Origin of the sequence: Escherichia sp. KTE172, from assembly GCF_000408845.1 — a bacterium.
Taxonomy (GTDB): domain Bacteria; phylum Pseudomonadota; class Gammaproteobacteria; order Enterobacterales; family Enterobacteriaceae; genus Escherichia; species Escherichia coli.
Genome location: NZ_KE137316.1, coordinates 1,724,979 through 1,741,582 on the forward strand (window position 1 = coordinate 1,724,979; position 16,604 = coordinate 1,741,582).

Here is a 16,604-nt window from a genome sequence, read left to right on the forward strand (position 1 = left end):
AAATTGCAATCAACAGTTGCTAACTCTGCTGTAAAAGGCCGTCGGCGGTGCAGCCAGTTTGGCACCGGAGTGCGCGCAGTCACCGGAGCGTACACGCAGTACGTGAGGATGACGAGCACACCCCGGTGCCAAAATGGCAAACAAGCCAGGCCGATTAGCGACCAGGAAATCCCGGCGGCATCATACCCTTCATGCTTCTCATCATCTTCGCCATTCCGCCCTTCTTCATTTTCTTCATCATGCGCTGCATGTCGTCGAACTGCTTCAGAAGGCGGTTAACGTCCTGTACCTGCATCCCGCAACCGGCGGCGATACGACGCTTACGTGAACCTTTGATGATTTCTGGCTTAGCGCGCTCTTTCATCGTCATTGAGTTGATGATGGCTTCCATACGCACCAGCACTTTATCGTCCATCTGCGACTTGACGTTATCCGGGATCTGCCCCATGCCCGGCAGTTTGCCCATCAAGCTGGCCATGCCGCCCATATTTTTCATCTGCCGCAGCTGCTCAAGGAAGTCGTTGAGATCGAAGCCGTCGCCTTTTTTCAGCTTGCTGGCTAATTTCTCTGCCTGCGCGCGGTCAACTTTGCTTTCGATATCTTCGATCAGCGACAGTACGTCGCCCATGCCGAGAATACGCGACGCGATGCGGTCCGGATGGAACGGCTCCAGCGCCTCAGTTTTCTCGCCAACACCGAGAAACTTGATCGGTTTGCCAGTGATGTGACGAATAGAGAGTGCCGCACCGCCGCGGGCATCGCCGTCCACTTTGGTCAACACTACGCCGGTAAGCGGTAACGCTTCATTAAATGCTTTTGCCGTATTGGCCGCATCCTGACCGGTCATGGCGTCAACCACAAACAGGGTTTCAACCGGATTAATCGACGCATGGACTTGTTTGATCTCATCCATCATCGCTTCGTCAACGTGCAGACGACCAGCGGTATCCACCAGCAGCACGTCGTAGAATTTCAGTTTGGCTTCTTTCAGCGCCGCGTTAACGATATCTACCGGCTTCTGACCAACATCAGAAGGGAAGAAATCAACGCCCACCTGCTCTGCCAGCGTCTCAAGCTGTTTGATTGCCGCCGGGCGATAAACGTCGGCGGAAACCACCAGCACTTTCTTCTTGTGCTTCTCGCGCAGGAACTTACCGAGTTTACCAACGCTGGTTGTTTTACCGGCACCTTGCAGGCCCGCCATCAGCACGACCGCTGGCGGTTGCGCAGCCAGGTTCAGGGTCTGGTTCTCTTCGCCCATCGCCGCAACCAGTTCGTTACGGACGATTTTGACGAACTCCTGCCCCGGCGTCAGGCTCTTATTAACTTCATGACCAACCGCTTTCTCTTTTACGCGATTGATAAACTCACGCACTACCGGCAGAGCGACGTCCGCCTCCAGCAGCGCCATGCGCACTTCGCGCAGCGTATCTTTTACGTTGTCTTCAGTGAGGCGTCCACGGCCACTGATATTGCGCAGCGTGCGCGACAAACGATCGGTTAAATTATCAAACATTGTCTCTCGCCTGGGGTGGAAACGGTTGGCCGCAATCGCGACACATCATCAGTATATTGCCGCAGTATAACATGAAGGCGTCTTTGTTGTTATGCAACGGTTGGAGCAGCGTTCACCTAACGCTATACTGCTTCTCTTTCTTATTGCTCAAACTGTCGACATTACTATGCCCGTTTTTGCTCTGCTCGCGCTTGTCGCCTACTCCGTCAGTCTTGCGCTGATTGTTCCCGGTCTGCTGCAAAAAAACGGCGGCTGGCGGCGCATGGCTATTATTTCTGCGGTCATCGCGCTGGTCTGCCACGCAATCGCTCTGGAAGCCCGCATCCTGCCCGACGGTGATAGCGGACAAAACCTCAGCCTGCTGAACGTTGGTTCATTGGTCAGTTTGATGATCTGTACGGTAATGACCATTGTGGCTTCTCGCAATCGTGGCTGGTTGCTGCTACCCATTGTCTATGCCTTTGCGCTTATCAACCTGGCGCTGGCGACCTTCATGCCCAATGAATACATCACTCATCTGGAAGCAACGCCTGGGATGCTGGTGCACATTGGCTTATCGCTCTTTTCCTATGCCACGCTGATTATCGCCGCCCTGTACGCGCTGCAACTGGCGTGGATTGATTACCAACTGAAGAACAAGAAGCTGGCGTTTAACCAGGAAATGCCGCCATTAATGAGTATCGAGCGTAAAATGTTCCACATCACGCAGATTGGCGTGGTGCTGCTAACGCTCACGCTTTGCACTGGCCTGTTCTACATGCACAACTTATTTAGCATGGAAAATATCGACAAGGCCGTGCTCTCTATCGTGGCGTGGTTTGTCTATATTGTGCTGCTGTGGGGACATTATCATGAAGGATGGCGTGGACGCCGCGTCGTCTGGTTTAACGTTGCGGGTGCAGTCATCCTGACACTGGCCTACTTCGGCAGCCGAATTGTCCAGCAGTTAATCAGCTAAACCCAGAAAAGGAGTTTCCCCTGGAACACATTTCTACTACTACGTTGATCATTATTCTGATCATCATGGTGGTCATTTCAGCCTATTTTTCCGGGTCCGAAACCGGAATGATGACCCTCAACCGCTATCGTCTGCGACATATGGCGAAACAGGGTAATCGCTCGGCCAAACGCGTCGAAAAATTGCTGCGTAAGCCAGACCGCCTGATTAGCCTGGTGTTAATCGGCAATAACCTGGTCAATATTCTTGCCTCCGCGCTCGGCACTATTGTTGGGATGCGTTTGTACGGCGATGCGGGCGTGGCAATTGCGACTGGTGTGCTGACTTTTGTCGTACTGGTTTTTGCTGAGGTATTGCCGAAAACCATTGCCGCGCTGTACCCGGAAAAAGTCGCTTATCCGAGTAGTTTTCTGCTGGCTCCGCTGCAAATTTTGATGATGCCGCTGGTCTGGTTGCTGAATGCTATCACCCGTATGCTGATGCGCATGATGGGTATCAAAACCGATATCGTGGTTAGCGGCTCTTTGAGCAAAGAAGAGTTGCGCACTATCGTGCACGAATCGCGCTCACAAATTTCCCGTCGCAATCAGGATATGCTGCTGTCGGTGCTCGATCTGGAAAAGATGACCGTTGATGACATCATGGTGCCGCGCAGTGAAATTATCGGTATTGATATCAACGATGACTGGAAATCGATTCTGCGCCAACTCTCCCACTCACCTCACGGGCGCATCGTGCTCTACCGTGATTCGCTGGACGACGCCATCAGTATGCTGCGAGTACGTGAAGCCTGGCGGTTGATGTCGGAGAAAAAAGAGTTCACCAAAGAAACCATGCTGCGCGCCGCGGACGAGATCTATTTTGTCCCGGAAGGTACGCCCCTCAGCACGCAGTTGGTGAAGTTTCAGCGCAACAAAAAGAAAGTCGGCCTGGTCGTCAACGAGTATGGAGACATTCAAGGGCTGGTGACGGTTGAAGATATTCTGGAAGAGATAGTTGGTGATTTCACCACGTCGATGTCGCCAACACTTGCCGAAGAAGTCACTCCGCAAAACGACGGTTCGGTGATTATTGATGGCACCGCCAACGTGCGGGAAATCAACAAAGCCTTTAACTGGCATCTACCGGAAGATGATGCACGAACGGTTAATGGCGTCATTCTGGAAGCGCTGGAAGAGATCCCTGTCGCAGGCACCCGCGTGCGTATTGGCGAGTACGATATTGATATTCTCGACGTACAGGACAATATGATTAAGCAGGTAAAAGTTTTTCCTGTGAAACCGCTGCGCGAGAGTGTGGCGGAGTAACGAAAACGGCCCTGCATTCGCATGCAGGGCCGTGATTTATTACGAAAGCAGAAATTAAGCTTTTGCTTTCGCTACAGTAACCATCGCCGCACGAATCGTACGACCGTTCAGCGTATAACCTTTCTGCATAATGCCCAGTACGTTACCTGGCGCAACGTCATCAGATTCCACCATTGCGATGGCCTGATGCACATTCGGGTCCAGCGGGACGTTAGTTTCGGCGATCACTTCAACGCCAAACTTACGCACAACATCCAGCATCGACTTCAGCGTCAGCTCAATGCCTTCAACCATCGCAGACATATCCGGGTTAGCTTTATCAGCCACTTCCAGCGCACGATCCAGGCTATCAATCACCGGCAGCAATTCGTTGATGAATTTCTCCAGCGCGAATTTGTGGGCTTTTTCAATATCCAGTTCAGTACGACGACGCAGGTTTTCCATTTCGGCTTTTACACGCAAAATGCCGTCACGTTCACGGGTCTGAGCTTCAGCCAGCTGAGCTTCGAGATTCGCAATTTTTTCATCGCGCGGATCCACCTGCTCAGCAGAAGCTTCTGGCTCAACTGCCTCAATCTCTTCGTGCTGATCCATGATAATTTCTTCCGGGGCTTGCCCCTCAGGCGTTTTCTGTTCTTTACTACTCATGAATTTCTCCGCGTTTTTTTCGCATTCATCTCGCTAACTTCGCTTATTATGGGGATCAGTTTCAGGGTTTCAAGGGAAGCACTCACATTGTCATCAATCTTCGCAACAAGGACCTCGGAAAAATGAATAATCATTTCAAGTGTATTGGCATTGTGGGACACCCACGGCACCCTACTGCACTGACAACACATGAAATGCTCTACCGCTGGCTGTGCACAAAAGGTTACGAGGTCATCGTTGAGCAACAAATCGCTCACGAACTGCAACTGAAGAATGTGAAAACTGGCACGCTCGCGGAGATTGGGCAACTGGCTGATCTCGCGGTAGTCGTTGGTGGCGACGGTAATATGCTGGGCGCGGCGCGCACGCTCGCCCGTTACGATATTAAAGTTATTGGAATCAACCGTGGCAACCTGGGTTTCCTGACTGACCTTGACCCCGATAACGCCCAGCAACAGTTAGCCGATGTGCTGGAAGGTCACTACATAAGCGAGAAACGTTTTTTGCTGGAAGCGCAAGTCTGTCAGCAAGATTGCCAAAAGCGCATCAGCACCGCGATAAATGAAGTGGTACTTCATCCAGGCAAAGTGGCGCATATGATAGAGTTCGAAGTGTATATCGACGAGATCTTTGCGTTTTCTCAGCGTTCTGATGGCCTGATTATTTCGACGCCAACAGGCTCCACCGCCTATTCCCTCTCTGCGGGCGGTCCTATTCTGACCCCCTCTCTGGATGCGATTACCCTGGTGCCCATGTTCCCGCATACGTTGTCAGCGCGACCGCTGGTGATAAACAGCAGCAGCACGATCCGTCTGCGTTTTTCGCATCGCCGTAACGACCTGGAAATCAGTTGCGACAGCCAGATAGCACTGCCGATTCAGGAAGGTGAAGATGTCCTGATTCGTCGCTGTGATTACCATCTGAATCTGATTCATCCGAAAGATTACAGTTATTTCAATACATTAAGCACCAAGCTCGGCTGGTCAAAAAAATTATTCTAATTTTACGCCAGCCTCTTTACTGTATATAAAACCAGTTTATACTGTACACAATAACAGTAATGGTTTTTCATACAGGAAAACAACTATGTTGGCACAACTGACCATCAGCAACTTTGCTATCGTTCGTGAGCTTGAGATTGATTTTCATAGCGGCATGACCGTAATAACTGGCGAGACCGGCGCGGGTAAATCTATTGCAATAGATGCCCTCGGCCTTTGTCTCGGTGGTCGCGCTGAAGCCGACATGGTGCGTACCGGCGCTGCTCGTGCCGACCTGTGCGCCCGTTTTTCTCTGAAAGATACGCCAGCGGCCCTGCGCTGGCTGGAAGAAAACCAGCTTGAAGACGGGCATGAATGTTTGCTTCGTCGCGTAATCAGCAGCGATGGTCGCTCACGAGGTTTTATCAACGGTACAGCGGTTCCTCTGTCACAACTGCGCGAACTGGGTCAGTTGCTGATTCAGATCCATGGTCAGCACGCTCATCAGTTACTCACCAAACCCGAGCACCAAAAATTCCTGCTTGATGGCTATGCCAATGAAACCTCTCTACTCCAGGAAATGACCGCACGTTATCAGTTGTGGCATCAAAGCTGCCGTGACCTCGCGCATCATCAACAGTTAAGTCAGGAACGCGCTGCCCGTGCGGAACTGCTGCAATACCAATTAAAAGAACTTAACGAATTTAATCCGCAGCCCGGAGAGTTTGAGCAAATCGACGAAGAGTACAAACGTCTGGCGAACAGCGGTCAATTGCTGACCACCAGCCAGAATGCATTGGCATTAATGGCCGACGGTGAAGACGCAAACCTGCAAAGTCAGCTTTACACGGCTAAACAACTGGTGAGCGAATTGATTGGCATGGACAGCAAACTGTCCGGCGTACTTGATATGCTGGAAGAAGCTACCATCCAGATTGCTGAAGCCAGCGACGAACTGCGCCACTACTGCGATCGTTTGGATCTCGATCCCAACCGGCTGTTTGAACTTGAACAACGCATCTCAAAACAGATTTCGCTGGCACGTAAACATCACGTCAGCCCTGAGGCATTGCCACAGTATTACCAGTCGCTACTGGAAGAACAGCAGCAACTGGACGATCAGGCCGACTCACAAGAAACGCTCGCGCTGGCGGTAACGAAACATCATCAGCAGGCACTGGAAACGGCGCGCGCGTTACACCAGCAACGCCAGCACTATGCAGAAGAACTTGCACAGCTGATCACCGACAGTATGCATGCACTCTCTATGCCGCATGGGCAGTTTACGATTGATGTTAAATTTGACGAGCATCACCTGGGCGCTGACGGCGCTGATCGTATTGAATTTCGGGTAACCACCAACCCAGGTCAGCCAATGCAGCCTATTGCCAAAGTCGCATCCGGTGGTGAATTGTCCCGCATCGCACTGGCAATTCAGGTCATCACGGCGCGTAAAATGGAAACCCCGGCACTGATTTTTGATGAAGTGGATGTAGGGATTAGCGGTCCAACAGCGGCAGTTGTCGGCAAACTGCTGCGTCAACTCGGCGAATCAACTCAAGTGATGTGTGTTACCCACCTGCCACAAGTCGCGGGATGTGGTCATCAACACTATTTTGTCAGCAAAGAAACCGATGGTGCGATGACAGAAACGCATATGCAATCCCTGGATAAAAAAGCGCGGTTACAAGAGCTGGCGCGCCTGCTTGGTGGCAGTGAAGTCACACGTAACACACTGGCGAATGCGAAAGAACTGCTTGCGGCGTAAACTTTTTTCCTGCTTCACGGTCAGAGTAAACAGCAAAACGCCGTAAGACCGGAAAGCAAAAGGTTTTAAAGTGATGAAAGGTCTATTATCATCGGCATATTACAGATGAGCCACGTACTGCTCGGGCCCGAAAAGGAATCAAATCACTATGCGCTGTAAAACGCTGACTGCTGCAGCAGCAGTACTATTGATGTTGACCGCAGGCTGTTCCACTCTGGAGCGAGTGGTTTACCGTCCTGACATCAACCAGGGGAACTATCTGACCGCTAACGACGTATCCAAAATACGTGTTGGCATGACGCAACAACAAGTTGCGTACGCATTGGGTACACCGCTGATGTCCGATCCATTTGGTACGAATACCTGGTTCTATGTCTTCCGCCAGCAACCAGGTCATGAAGGTGTAACGCAGCAAACGCTGACGCTGACCTTTAACAGTAGCGGAGTGTTGACCAACATTGATAACAAACCCGCGCTGAGTGGTAACTAATCATAAAGTTGCCCTCAAAGACGTTAAAAAAGGTGCTCAATGAGCACCTTTTTTCTGTCTGTTATTTATTCGCTGATTTTTCTGCTCGTTGCCTGCGCAGCTCTTTCGGATCGGCAATGAGAGGACGATAAATCTCCACCCGATCGCCATCATGCACGGTATCGCTGAGTTTTGCCGGACGGCTGTAAATGCCGACTTTGTTTTTAGTTAAATCGATATCGGTACGCAATTCCAGCAAGCCACTGGCGCGAATAGCTTCTTCAACCGTCGCGCCCTCCTGCAGCGTCACGCGCTGCAGGTACTGCTTCTCAGGTAGCGCATAAGCCACCTCAACGGCAATTTTACCTGGCACTGTAAACCTCTTTCGCACGAACCGTAAAAGCCTGGACCATATTAGCCGCCAGCTCTTTAAACACGCGACCAAAGGCGAGTTCAATCAACTTATTGGTAAACTCAAAGTCGAGATGAAACTCGATACGACACGCCTCCTGGCTCAGCGGCGTAAACTTCCATCCACCAATCAATTTCTTGAACGGCCCATCCACCAGATTCATAAGAATACTTTGGTTACTGGTCAACTGGTTGCGGGTAGTAAACGTTTTGCTGATCCCAGCCTTAGAGACATCTACCGCCGCAGTCATCTGCCCAGGAGTGGACTCCAGAATCCGACTTCCGGTACAACCCGGCAAAAACTGAGGATAAGACTGAACGTCATTCACTAACTGATACATTTGCTCCGCGCTGTAGGGTACCAGTGCGGTCCGGCTAATCTGAGGCATAACAATTTCCATCAACAAAAATCCAACAAATAATATCATTTATCCTGCTGTAAAAAAAACGCTATCCCGGCGCTGGGTAACATCGGGTTCATGCTAAGATAGAGCCTTGTCCCCCGCAGGATTGATATGGGGTGTTTTCGATTTCAGATTACCGATGATTCACGACGCTTATGACGAAGAAAAAAGCACATAAACCTGGTTCAGCGACCATCGCGCTTAACAAGCGCGCCCGTCACGAATACTTTATCGAAGAAGAGTTCGAAGCGGGACTTGCCCTGCAAGGCTGGGAAGTTAAATCCCTGCGCGCAGGAAAAGCCAATATCAGCGACAGCTACGTCCTTCTGCGTGACGGAGAAGCGTTCCTGTTTGGCGCAAACATCACACCAATGGCAGTGGCCTCCACGCATGTAGTGTGCGATCCTACCCGTACCCGCAAATTACTTCTCAACCAGCGCGAACTGGACTCATTGTACGGTCGCGTCAATCGAGAAGGCTATACCGTAGTGGCGCTCTCCCTGTACTGGAAAAATGCCTGGTGCAAAGTGAAAATCGGCGTCGCCAAAGGTAAGAAACAGCACGATAAACGTTCAGACATCAAAGAACGCGAATGGCAGGTGGATAAAGCGCGTATCATGAAAAACGCCCACCGTTAAACCTGCACTCCAATTATTGACCAGTTCCTCACCGCGCCTCCCTCTCCGGCGGCGCGAATGAACATCTTATTGGCTATCACATCCGACACAAATGTTGCCATCCCATTGCTTAATCGAATAAAAATCAGGCTACATGGGTGCTAAATCTTTAACGATAACGCCATTGAGGCTGGTCATGGCGCTCATAAATCTGGTATACTTACCATTACACATTGGGGCTGATTCTGGATTCGACGGGATTTGCGAAACCCAAGGTGCATGCCGAGGGGCGGTTGGCCTCGTAAAAAGCCGCAAAAAATAGTCGCAAACGACGAAAACTACGCTTTAGCAGCTTAATAACCTGCTTAGAGCCCTCTCTCCCTAGCCTCCGCTCTTAGGACGGGGATCAAGAGAGGTCAAACCCAAAAGAGATCGCGTGGAAGCCCTGCCTGGGGTTGAAGCGTTAAAACTTAATCAGGCTAGTTTGTTAGTGGCGTGTCCGTCCGCAGCTGGCAAGCGAATGTAAAGACTGACTAAGCATGTAGTACCGAGGACGTAGGAATTTCGGACGCGGGTTCAACTCCCGCCAGCTCCACCAAACATTCATTCATGATGCATCATGAACCTTAAAAAAGCCTGTAACTTCAACGAGTTGCAGGCTTTTTTGTTGCATGTGTGGTCATGATCTCTGTATGAATCTTGACCTTTTGGCACCATGTTTAGCACCACGGTATCGTGGGGCTAAAAAAGCGTGGTGCTAAAACATGCCTAAGCAACTGAAACCCTTAACAAATGTGGAGATCGCTGGCGCGAAGCCCCGTAGCACGGATTATGAGCTACGGGACGGTGAAGGCCTGTACTTGCTGGTTAAGACTTCAGGGAGGAAGGCCTGGCATTTCGAGTATTATCATCCCGTCACCAAAAAGCGCACCAAAACCAGCCTTGGCCCTTACCCGGTCGTTACACTGGCCATGGCTCGCGAAACTCGCACGAAATACAGACGACTGCTCTGGCAGGGCATCGATCCCCGTCAACACTTAGCAGGAATAGCCGAAGAAAAACGCCTCCAGAATGAATGCACGCTGGAAAAAGTTGCGGAACAGTGGCTCAAAGAGAAGAAACGGACCAGCGACCTTAGCGAAGATCACGCCAAAGATGTCTGGCGCTCGCTGGAGATGCACGTCTTCCCTTCTCTGGGCAGTACGCCCGTCACCGAGATCCGCCCGAAGATGCTCAAGGAACACCTCACCCCGCTGGAAGAACAGGGCATCCTCGAAACGCTGCGCCGGGTTATCTCACGGCTCAATGAAATCTTCCGCTTCGCCATCTCCGAAGAGCTTATCGAGTTTAACCCAGCAGACAACCTGGTCGCCCGCTTCAAGAAACCGAAAAAGCAGAACATGCCCGCCCTTCCCCCCAGCGAACTGGGCAGACTAATGTTGGCACTACAAAACGCCTCTATCCGCAAGGAAACACGCTGCCTTATCGAATGGGAGCTACTGACCTGGGTTCGCCCCGGCGAAGCCGTTAGCGCCCGCTGGTGCGACATCGATATGAAAAAAGCGGAATGGCGTATCCCTGACACCTTTATGAAGATGAACCGTTCACACACGGTGCCGCTCAGCAAACAGGCGCTGCGTGTTCTTCAGATCATGGAGCCCGTCAGCCGCCATCGTCCGTGGGTCTTCCCCAGCATCCGCAAACCGCTGGAGCACATGCACCAGCAGACCGCGAACGCCGCGCTTATCCGCATGGGGTTCGGCGGTGAGCTGGTCGCCCACGGCATGCGCAGCATCGCCAGAACGGCGGGCGCAGGTCATTTTCCCCGTGAAGTTCTGGAATCTGCACTGGCACACCAGAAAGAAGACGAGATCGAAGCGGCCTACAATCGCAGCGACTATCTGGAACAAAGGCGACCGCTCATGCAGTGGTGGGGAAACTACGTTGATGCCGCCAGACGGCAGGCATTGCTCGGTGAAGAAGAACCGCTGCGGATCGTGGAAGGAGAATAATGTGACCAGTCCCATTCGTCAGAATCTGTTTGAACGGGAATGCGATATGCCGCTGCTGGAAGCGCGGCATCTCGCCCTTCTGCTTCTCGGCCTTGATGCTTCCCAACCTGCAAACGCCCTGCCGGAAGAACATCAGGAAAATTACCGTATCCTGCACGACGCCATCAGTCGCACCATCAAAGCAACGGGCATGGTCAGCGCCCCGGCGAACAAACGCATGTTCTATGCCGATGAAATGTTCGCGCTGGCCTGGCGGCTTATTGATGACGAACTCACGCCGCCAGAAATTAAGGCCCGGAGCCTGAAGGCAGTGATGAAACTGTCACGCAACAGCCGTGGCCGCAAGTGGCTGAAGACGCTCGGCGACGATGCGCTGCCGGATCTCACTGCTTCCACACAACCTTCCCTGCGTGGGATGCATAAGCGCGACAAAGCACGGGAGAATACTGCCAGGCTCTGCTGGTTACTGGTTCAGCTTCTGGTTGATGAGACTGACGGACGGTATGGCACGTCTGATAAACCGGCTTCGGATCGGATACTTCGGAAGCTGAAGGAGCTGGCGCAGGAGCGGGAATTACCGTCAGACGGGCTTGGGCGAGGGACGTTTTATGAGGTTTTGAAGATGGGAAGGGAGAAGGAAGTTTAGGTAATAACACTGCAGATCGCACGTGAACACAGTGCCACTTTCCCTATGGAATGTGAAATTAATCGGTAATACCCCTCGAAAGAATGTGAACAGACACTCTCTTGCTTAACTGTTGAAACTCTTCGAATTAAAGACAAGGTTCGCCATTTAATTATCTGACAGTTCGCCCCAGCACAACGTTAAAGTGATTTTTGATCAATCACCTACTCTGCTCTGGCAGAGCCAGAGCCGTTTTACTGACTAAAGCACAAGCTTCCAGCGAATGCACCTTTCCACACACCATAAGTCTTGTGTGATACCAGCACTGACGGTGTATGTTACATATCCTTAAAAAGTTCTCCAGACCGACTTAGAGAACCTTAGACTGTTCTGGGAACCAGTTATTAATTATATGTCTTCGACAGACTTTAGATATTTCAAATACCTGTCGTGACACTAATGCACCATCAGGATGGCGCTGGTCAGGTATGTCATTTTCTATGTCATAAAAATTATGCGTTATTTCTGGGGGAAAGAAAACGTTTTTGTCTAAAGGCACGCTTGCATAGGGATTATAATACACATGCAAACCATCAAAATGAGTTTCCTTGTAGTCCCTTGTTCGGCACATTACAATATCCGCGCCAACAACCTCATTGTTGTAGAATTGTCGCTTCGTAGTAACATAATGGTCAGGACCAAGTTTTCTCGTATGAGAACCTTCGTTCTTCATACCTTCATTGGCAATAAAAACATTCACATCAAGAGCTCGGAATCTCGTATATCGGACATATCGATCGACCCGACTCTGAACGATAGCCTTACCAAAAGTACCTGTCGTTGAAAACACGATAGCACTGATTTCTTTGTATGAGTCATTTGTAAAAATACCTAAAGGTATTTCAGTGTCTTCATTTTTTTTAATCGATAAAACCCTTCTTTGCCTACCATTTACTAAATCTCTCATCGTAGGTTCTTCAATGCCAAACAATACCCGGTTAATGATTGTATTATTCTGGGTTAAAGATAGATCTGAATCAAATGGGGCCAATGCTAACACAAAAGGCTTACCGATTACATGTTCCATTGTTGAGTATGGGAACTTCTTACCATTAATTCCGGTAAAGAGATCGCGCTTATCTTTAATTTTCCCAAGAAGTTTTAGCGTAGATTGATGCTTAAACTTAGCTTCACTGAAAATTTCACTGACTGGCGGTTTATGGGGCTTGTCAGAGACCATAGCCTCTACGTTAAATTTATAACCTAATGGCGTGCTAACACAAAAATCAGGACTGTCTTTTGTATAGTCAACCGAATACCCCAAACGAATAAACATCTCATTTAGATATAATTCCCACATAGAAGAATTAAAGGTAGTCTGAAATTCGTTAATAAATTTAGTTTGTTCACCACTGCGTTCCAGTAATCCGCGTCCCCATGATTGGATCACCGCCCTAACAGGAGCAAGTTTAGGATCTGTGTAGATTGTTTTAAAATTGTGATTTAGTTTATTTCTAGCTATTTTTGTTGAGAAGAGATCCATTATTTACCTCTATAAACACTTTGTAAAACTAAACATGTGTATTTTACTGCGCTGATTGTCGAACATATGCTTCAAATTGTAATGCGGTATTCTACATCAGAAAAACCTCTTTTATATTTTCCTCATTAAATTTATTTACACCGAAAAATAGCCGCATGAATCATGTCTGAACAGATGAACTTCTCTAATATAGCCTAAATACCTACGACTGCGCTATAAAGAGGGAACCTCAAGCACTAAGGAAGGTGCGAATAAGCGGGGAAATTCTTCTCGGCTGACTCAGTCATTTCATTTCTTCATGTTTGAGCCGATTTTTTCTCCCGTAAATGCCTTGAATCAGCCTATTTAGACCGTTTCTTCGCCATTTAAGGCGTTATCCCCAGTTTTTAGTGAGATCTCTCCCACTGACGTATCATTTGGTCCGCCCGAAACAGGTTGGCCAGCGTGAATAACATCGCCAGTTGGTTATCGTTTTTCAGCAACCCCTTGTATCTGGCTTTCACGAAGCCGAACTGTCGCTTGATGATGCGAAATGGGTGCTCCACCTTGGCCCGGATGCTGGCTTTCATGGATTCGATGTTGATGGCCGTTTTGTTCTTGCGTGGATGCTGTTTCAAGGTTCTTACCTTGCCGGGGCGCTCGGCGATCAGCCAGTCCACATCCACCTCGGCCAGCTCCTCGCGCTGTGGCGCCCCTTGGTAGCCGGCATCGGCTGAGACAAATTGCTCCTCTCCATGCAGCAGATTACCCAGCTGATTGAGGTCATGCTCGTTGGCCGCGGTGGTGACCAGGCTGTGGGTCAGGCCACTCTTGGCATCGACACCAATGTGGGCCTTCATGCCAAAGTGCCACTGATTGCCTTTCTTGGTCTGATGCATCTCCGGATCGCGTTGCTGCTCTTTGTTCTTGGTCGAGCTGGGTGCCTCAATGATGGTGGCATCGACCAAGGTGCCTTGAGTCATCATGACGCCTGCTTCGGCCAGCCAGCGATTGATGGTCTTGAACAATTGGCGGGCCAGTTGATGCTGCTCCAGCAGGTGGCGGAAATTCATGATGGTGGTGCGGTCAGGCAAGGCGCTATCCAGGGATAACCGGGCAAACAGACGCATGGAGGCGATTTCGTACAGAGCATCTTCCATCGCGCCATCGCTCAGGTTGTACCAATGCTGCATGCAGTGAATGCGTAGCATGGTTTCCAGCGGATAAGGTCGCCGGCCATTACCAGCCTTGGGGTAAAACGGCTCGATGACTTCCACCATGTTTTGCCATGGCAGAATCTGCTCCATGCGGGACAAGAAAATCTCTTTTCTGGTCTGACGGCGCTTACTGCTGAATTCACTGTCGGCGAAGGTAAGTTGATGACTCATGATGAACCCTGTTCCATGGCTCCAGATGACAAACATGATCTCATATCAGGGACTTGTTCGCACCTTCCCTAATAGCACAAAGAAAATATGCGAACACAAATTTGACGCGAAACTATGACTTAGATAGGATGAATCTAGGTGGTGATGGTCACCTGGCGCCTGTCTCGCAAAGCAATAGCCCATCGTTCAGAAGTATACCAAATACTTGGCCGCCATCCATTATGACGCTGCCCGGTTAGCAGGCTATCGGTATCCAAAGCGTTACTTTATTGGAGGTACAGCCATGTCTGACTATTCATACCTAAGCATTCTTAAAACGTGCGCTAAAAAGCTGGCTCGCATTCAGAAAATTAAGCTTTCCAAAGCACTCGAAATCGTTGCCCGTGACGCGAAATTCACCAGCTACCATGAGCTGTCCGAAGTCGCAAAACGTGCCCCGCTAGAACAACGGCTGGTTTTCGCTGCAATAGGCGAAGATACTCAAGAGGATGTGATTTATCGCGATGAGATTTTTTATGCCATAGACCGCGAGGTGGAAGATATGCTCTCCGGCGACATAGCGGAAACAAACGCCTATGGTTTTAGCATAGAGAATCTGGAGGCAACAAGCATAAATTACGACCCAAAGCGAGGCATTCTGGTCGTCCAAGTCATATTTGATTATCAGGGTGAACAAGATTCTGAACGCCCTTTCTCTGGTTCGTCCTTTGAAATTGTTGCGAAAATGGAGCTACTTCTTCGCGACAATGTATGGAGCCTCGTAGAAAATAGTCTGGAATTGACCTCTGTTAATTCAAATGTCGATAATGACTGGTACGATTAAGACATATAACAGTAGGAGGCATTCCAAATTTTTGGCGGAGTGCCTTTTTAGTAACTATATCCAGATGAAATCATCGAGTTATCACATGAGCATCCATCTTACGTGTACTCAAAACACTTATGGGCTTCTAAATTCAGGAAGTCCCTACTCCGCTTGCTGGCGCTTCTTTGAGCCTCGTGGCGTCCATATACACCAATTAGGCCAGACCATGCTCAAACAACTTGTCGAGAAATGCTATGTGCAAAAACCACTGGACATGTTCTCGATGACAGCAGGCAAACTAACTGGGCTTGATCAATCTGGGCCTAAACTGGCTTCCATCATATGCAGAGGGATAGAGCAGGCCAAAGATGTACAACTCGGAGAGTTACTTTTTGCCTGCGGTATCTATGGTGTGGAAGAAGAAGAAGCCTGGTTACTAGCTAAAAGATTCAGTAATCTTGAGGCCTTGTATGGTGCCAGCATAGATTCTCTGATGAGTTATAACCTTCTTAATGAGGCAGTAGCTGTCAATACGTATAACTTCTTCCGTCATCCGCTCAATGTGTCGGCTCTTAACGAGTTACAAACAGAAGGTGGATTGAAGGTGCGCCATGGATAGAATTAACACCAAGGCTGTGCCCGGCCTTTTATCTATGCAACGTAGCCGATGACAGTTAACGGTGAGACAGCAACACCTGTTGTAACATGTTTGTACTCGTGCATTGCCATCCGTAGGCCTAAACATATCTGACTCCCACAGGATGGGGATAAAATACAACATTTGCATTTTCAATTTGTTATCGAAAAATCATTAGTCCTGATGGGAAATAATATCTTCCCGGACTAATGATTTTCTATCCGGACTCCACTTTTTTATCCGGGCCTATACCTCCCCTCATCGTTCCGCGCTATAACCGCTCCGACACTCTGTTCCCGTCCCGTGAGGTGCAATCATGAAAACCAGTGCAGACAGTAACGATGCTTTTCCCGAAAGCGGCAACGTGCGTATGCGGCAGGTAGTCCAGTTTCTGGCGATGAGTGAATCGTCGGTTTACCGCCTGATTAAAAACACCGACTTTCCCCGCCCCGTCCACCTCTCTTCCCGACTGGTGGTCTTCGATGCTGCTGAAATCCGTCAGTGGCAACAGCGCCGCGCCGCCATCCGTTAATCCAC

General features: G+C 49.8%; 17 protein-coding genes and 1 other RNA gene. 12 read left to right on the forward strand and 6 right to left on the reverse strand.

From position 1 onward, the window contains the following. Positions 1-154: 154 nt before the first annotated feature. Complete coding sequence (gene ffh / locus G434_RS15495; protein ID WP_000460035.1) at positions 155-1,516, reverse strand: signal recognition particle protein; 1,362 nt, start codon at positions 1,514-1,516, stop codon at positions 155-157. Between the two features lie 166 nt (positions 1,517-1,682). On the opposite strand from ffh, the gene G434_RS15490 reads away from it, so the two are divergent. Together G434_RS15490 and G434_RS15485 are read left to right on the forward strand one after the other, a co-directional pair. Beyond that, positions 1,683-2,474: a cytochrome C assembly family protein gene (locus tag G434_RS15490; RefSeq protein ID WP_001338897.1), complete on the forward strand. Its 792-nt coding sequence runs from the start codon at positions 1,683-1,685 to the stop codon at positions 2,472-2,474. 20 nt (positions 2,475-2,494) lie between these two features. After that, positions 2,495-3,781 carry an HlyC/CorC family transporter gene (locus G434_RS15485; protein WP_010723175.1) on the forward strand — a complete coding sequence of 429 codons (1,287 nt, stop codon included), beginning with the start codon at positions 2,495-2,497 and terminating at the stop codon, positions 3,779-3,781. A 54-nt stretch (positions 3,782-3,835) separates the two neighbouring features. Here the strand turns inward: G434_RS15485 and grpE are convergent, their stop codons facing one another. Further along, positions 3,836-4,429 carry a nucleotide exchange factor GrpE gene (gene grpE / locus G434_RS15480; protein ID WP_001296310.1) on the reverse strand — a complete coding sequence of 198 codons (594 nt, stop codon included), beginning with the start codon at positions 4,427-4,429 and terminating at the stop codon, positions 3,836-3,838. Positions 4,430-4,551: 122 nt separating this feature from the next. Here grpE and nadK point away from each other — a divergent pair, with 122 nt between their 5' ends. From nadK to bamE, 3 genes are all read left to right on the forward strand, one after another. Beyond that, a complete protein-coding gene (gene nadK, locus G434_RS15475) occupies positions 4,552-5,430 on the forward strand; it encodes an NAD(+) kinase (protein WP_001059169.1) in 879 nt (292 codons plus the stop codon). An 85-nt stretch (positions 5,431-5,515) separates the two neighbouring features. Further along, on the forward strand, positions 5,516-7,177 hold the full coding sequence (gene recN / locus G434_RS15470; protein ID WP_000880915.1) for a DNA repair protein RecN: 1,662 nt from the start codon (positions 5,516-5,518) through the stop codon (positions 7,175-7,177). A gap of 148 nt (positions 7,178-7,325) precedes the next feature. Further along, positions 7,326-7,667 (forward strand): outer membrane protein assembly factor BamE, encoded by a 342-nt coding sequence (gene bamE / locus G434_RS15465; RefSeq protein ID WP_001203437.1) that lies wholly within the window; start codon positions 7,326-7,328, stop codon positions 7,665-7,667. Between the two features lie 61 nt (positions 7,668-7,728). On the opposite strand, the gene G434_RS15460 is transcribed toward bamE, so the two are convergent. Next, entirely contained in the window at positions 7,729-8,019 is a 291-nt protein-coding gene (locus G434_RS15460) for an RnfH family protein (protein ID WP_001117840.1), read from the reverse strand. Next, the gene (gene ratA, locus G434_RS15455; RefSeq protein ID WP_001300750.1) at positions 8,009-8,446 is read right to left on the reverse strand and encodes a type II toxin-antitoxin system toxin RatA; all 438 of its coding nucleotides are present in this window, start codon (positions 8,444-8,446) and stop codon (positions 8,009-8,011) included. Before ratA ends, G434_RS15460 begins: the two co-directional genes overlap by 11 nt. 170 nt (positions 8,447-8,616) lie before the next feature. Between ratA and smpB the strand changes: the two genes are divergently transcribed. From smpB to G434_RS15440, 4 genes are all read left to right on the forward strand, one after another. Next, a complete protein-coding gene (gene smpB / locus G434_RS15450; RefSeq protein ID WP_000162574.1) occupies positions 8,617-9,099 on the forward strand; it encodes an SsrA-binding protein SmpB in 483 nt (160 codons plus the stop codon). A 214-nt stretch (positions 9,100-9,313) separates the two neighbouring features. Beyond that, positions 9,314-9,676, forward strand: a transfer-messenger RNA (tmRNA) gene (ssrA, locus tag G434_RS27360). A 166-nt stretch (positions 9,677-9,842) separates the two neighbouring features. Beyond that, positions 9,843-11,090, forward strand: a complete 1,248-nt coding sequence (locus tag G434_RS15445) for an integrase domain-containing protein (RefSeq protein WP_001125947.1) — start codon at positions 9,843-9,845, stop codon at positions 11,088-11,090. A 1-nt stretch (position 11,091) separates the two neighbouring features. After that, positions 11,092-11,736 (forward strand): hypothetical protein, encoded by a 645-nt coding sequence (locus G434_RS15440; protein WP_000203580.1) that lies wholly within the window; start codon positions 11,092-11,094, stop codon positions 11,734-11,736. A gap of 349 nt (positions 11,737-12,085) precedes the next feature. Here G434_RS15440 and G434_RS15435 read toward each other — a convergent pair whose 3' ends face one another. Further along, positions 12,086-13,258 carry a hypothetical protein gene (locus G434_RS15435; RefSeq protein WP_000362947.1) on the reverse strand — a complete coding sequence of 391 codons (1,173 nt, stop codon included), beginning with the start codon at positions 13,256-13,258 and terminating at the stop codon, positions 12,086-12,088. Between the two features lie 386 nt (positions 13,259-13,644). Continuing rightward, positions 13,645-14,625, reverse strand: a complete 981-nt coding sequence (locus G434_RS15430) for an IS5-like element IS5 family transposase (protein ID WP_000019400.1) — start codon at positions 14,623-14,625, stop codon at positions 13,645-13,647. 283 nt (positions 14,626-14,908) lie between these two features. Between G434_RS15430 and G434_RS15425 the strand changes: the two genes are divergently transcribed. The 3 genes from G434_RS15425 (at position 14,909) to G434_RS15415 (ending at position 16,599) form a co-directional block, all read left to right on the forward strand. Further along, a complete protein-coding gene (locus tag G434_RS15425; protein ID WP_001287065.1) occupies positions 14,909-15,448 on the forward strand; it encodes a hypothetical protein in 540 nt (179 codons plus the stop codon). A gap of 238 nt (positions 15,449-15,686) precedes the next feature. Beyond that, the gene (locus G434_RS29745) at positions 15,687-16,049 is read left to right on the forward strand and encodes a helix-hairpin-helix domain-containing protein (protein WP_224110749.1); all 363 of its coding nucleotides are present in this window, start codon (positions 15,687-15,689) and stop codon (positions 16,047-16,049) included. Positions 16,050-16,383: 334 nt separating this feature from the next. Further along, positions 16,384-16,599 carry an AlpA family transcriptional regulator gene (locus tag G434_RS15415; protein ID WP_000857967.1) on the forward strand — a complete coding sequence of 72 codons (216 nt, stop codon included), beginning with the start codon at positions 16,384-16,386 and terminating at the stop codon, positions 16,597-16,599. The last annotated feature ends 5 nt before the right edge of the window (positions 16,600-16,604 follow it).

What these genes read in the sequence shown, in the direction of transcription:
- ffh (WP_000460035.1), bottom strand. Translation starts at nt 1,516, where the DNA reads ATGTTTGATAATTTAACCGATCGTTTGTCGCGCACGCTGCGCAATATC.
- G434_RS15490 (WP_001338897.1), top strand. Translation starts at nt 1,683, where the DNA reads ATGCCCGTTTTTGCTCTGCTCGCGCTTGTCGCCTACTCCGTCAGTCTT.
- grpE (WP_001296310.1), bottom strand. Translation starts at nt 4,429, where the DNA reads ATGAGTAGTAAAGAACAGAAAACGCCTGAGGGGCAAGCCCCGGAAGAA.
- nadK (WP_001059169.1), top strand. Translation starts at nt 4,552, where the DNA reads ATGAATAATCATTTCAAGTGTATTGGCATTGTGGGACACCCACGGCAC.
- recN (WP_000880915.1), top strand. Translation starts at nt 5,516, where the DNA reads ATGTTGGCACAACTGACCATCAGCAACTTTGCTATCGTTCGTGAGCTT.
- bamE (WP_001203437.1), top strand. Translation starts at nt 7,326, where the DNA reads ATGCGCTGTAAAACGCTGACTGCTGCAGCAGCAGTACTATTGATGTTG.
- ratA (WP_001300750.1), bottom strand. Translation starts at nt 8,446, where the DNA reads ATGCCTCAGATTAGCCGGACCGCACTGGTACCCTACAGCGCGGAGCAA.
- smpB (WP_000162574.1), top strand. Translation starts at nt 8,617, where the DNA reads ATGACGAAGAAAAAAGCACATAAACCTGGTTCAGCGACCATCGCGCTT.
- G434_RS15445 (WP_001125947.1), top strand. Translation starts at nt 9,843, where the DNA reads ATGCCTAAGCAACTGAAACCCTTAACAAATGTGGAGATCGCTGGCGCG.
- G434_RS15435 (WP_000362947.1), bottom strand. Translation starts at nt 13,258, where the DNA reads ATGGATCTCTTCTCAACAAAAATAGCTAGAAATAAACTAAATCACAAT.
- G434_RS15430 (WP_000019400.1), bottom strand. Translation starts at nt 14,625, where the DNA reads ATGAGTCATCAACTTACCTTCGCCGACAGTGAATTCAGCAGTAAGCGC.
- G434_RS15425 (WP_001287065.1), top strand. Translation starts at nt 14,909, where the DNA reads ATGTCTGACTATTCATACCTAAGCATTCTTAAAACGTGCGCTAAAAAG.
- G434_RS15415 (WP_000857967.1), top strand. Translation starts at nt 16,384, where the DNA reads ATGAAAACCAGTGCAGACAGTAACGATGCTTTTCCCGAAAGCGGCAAC.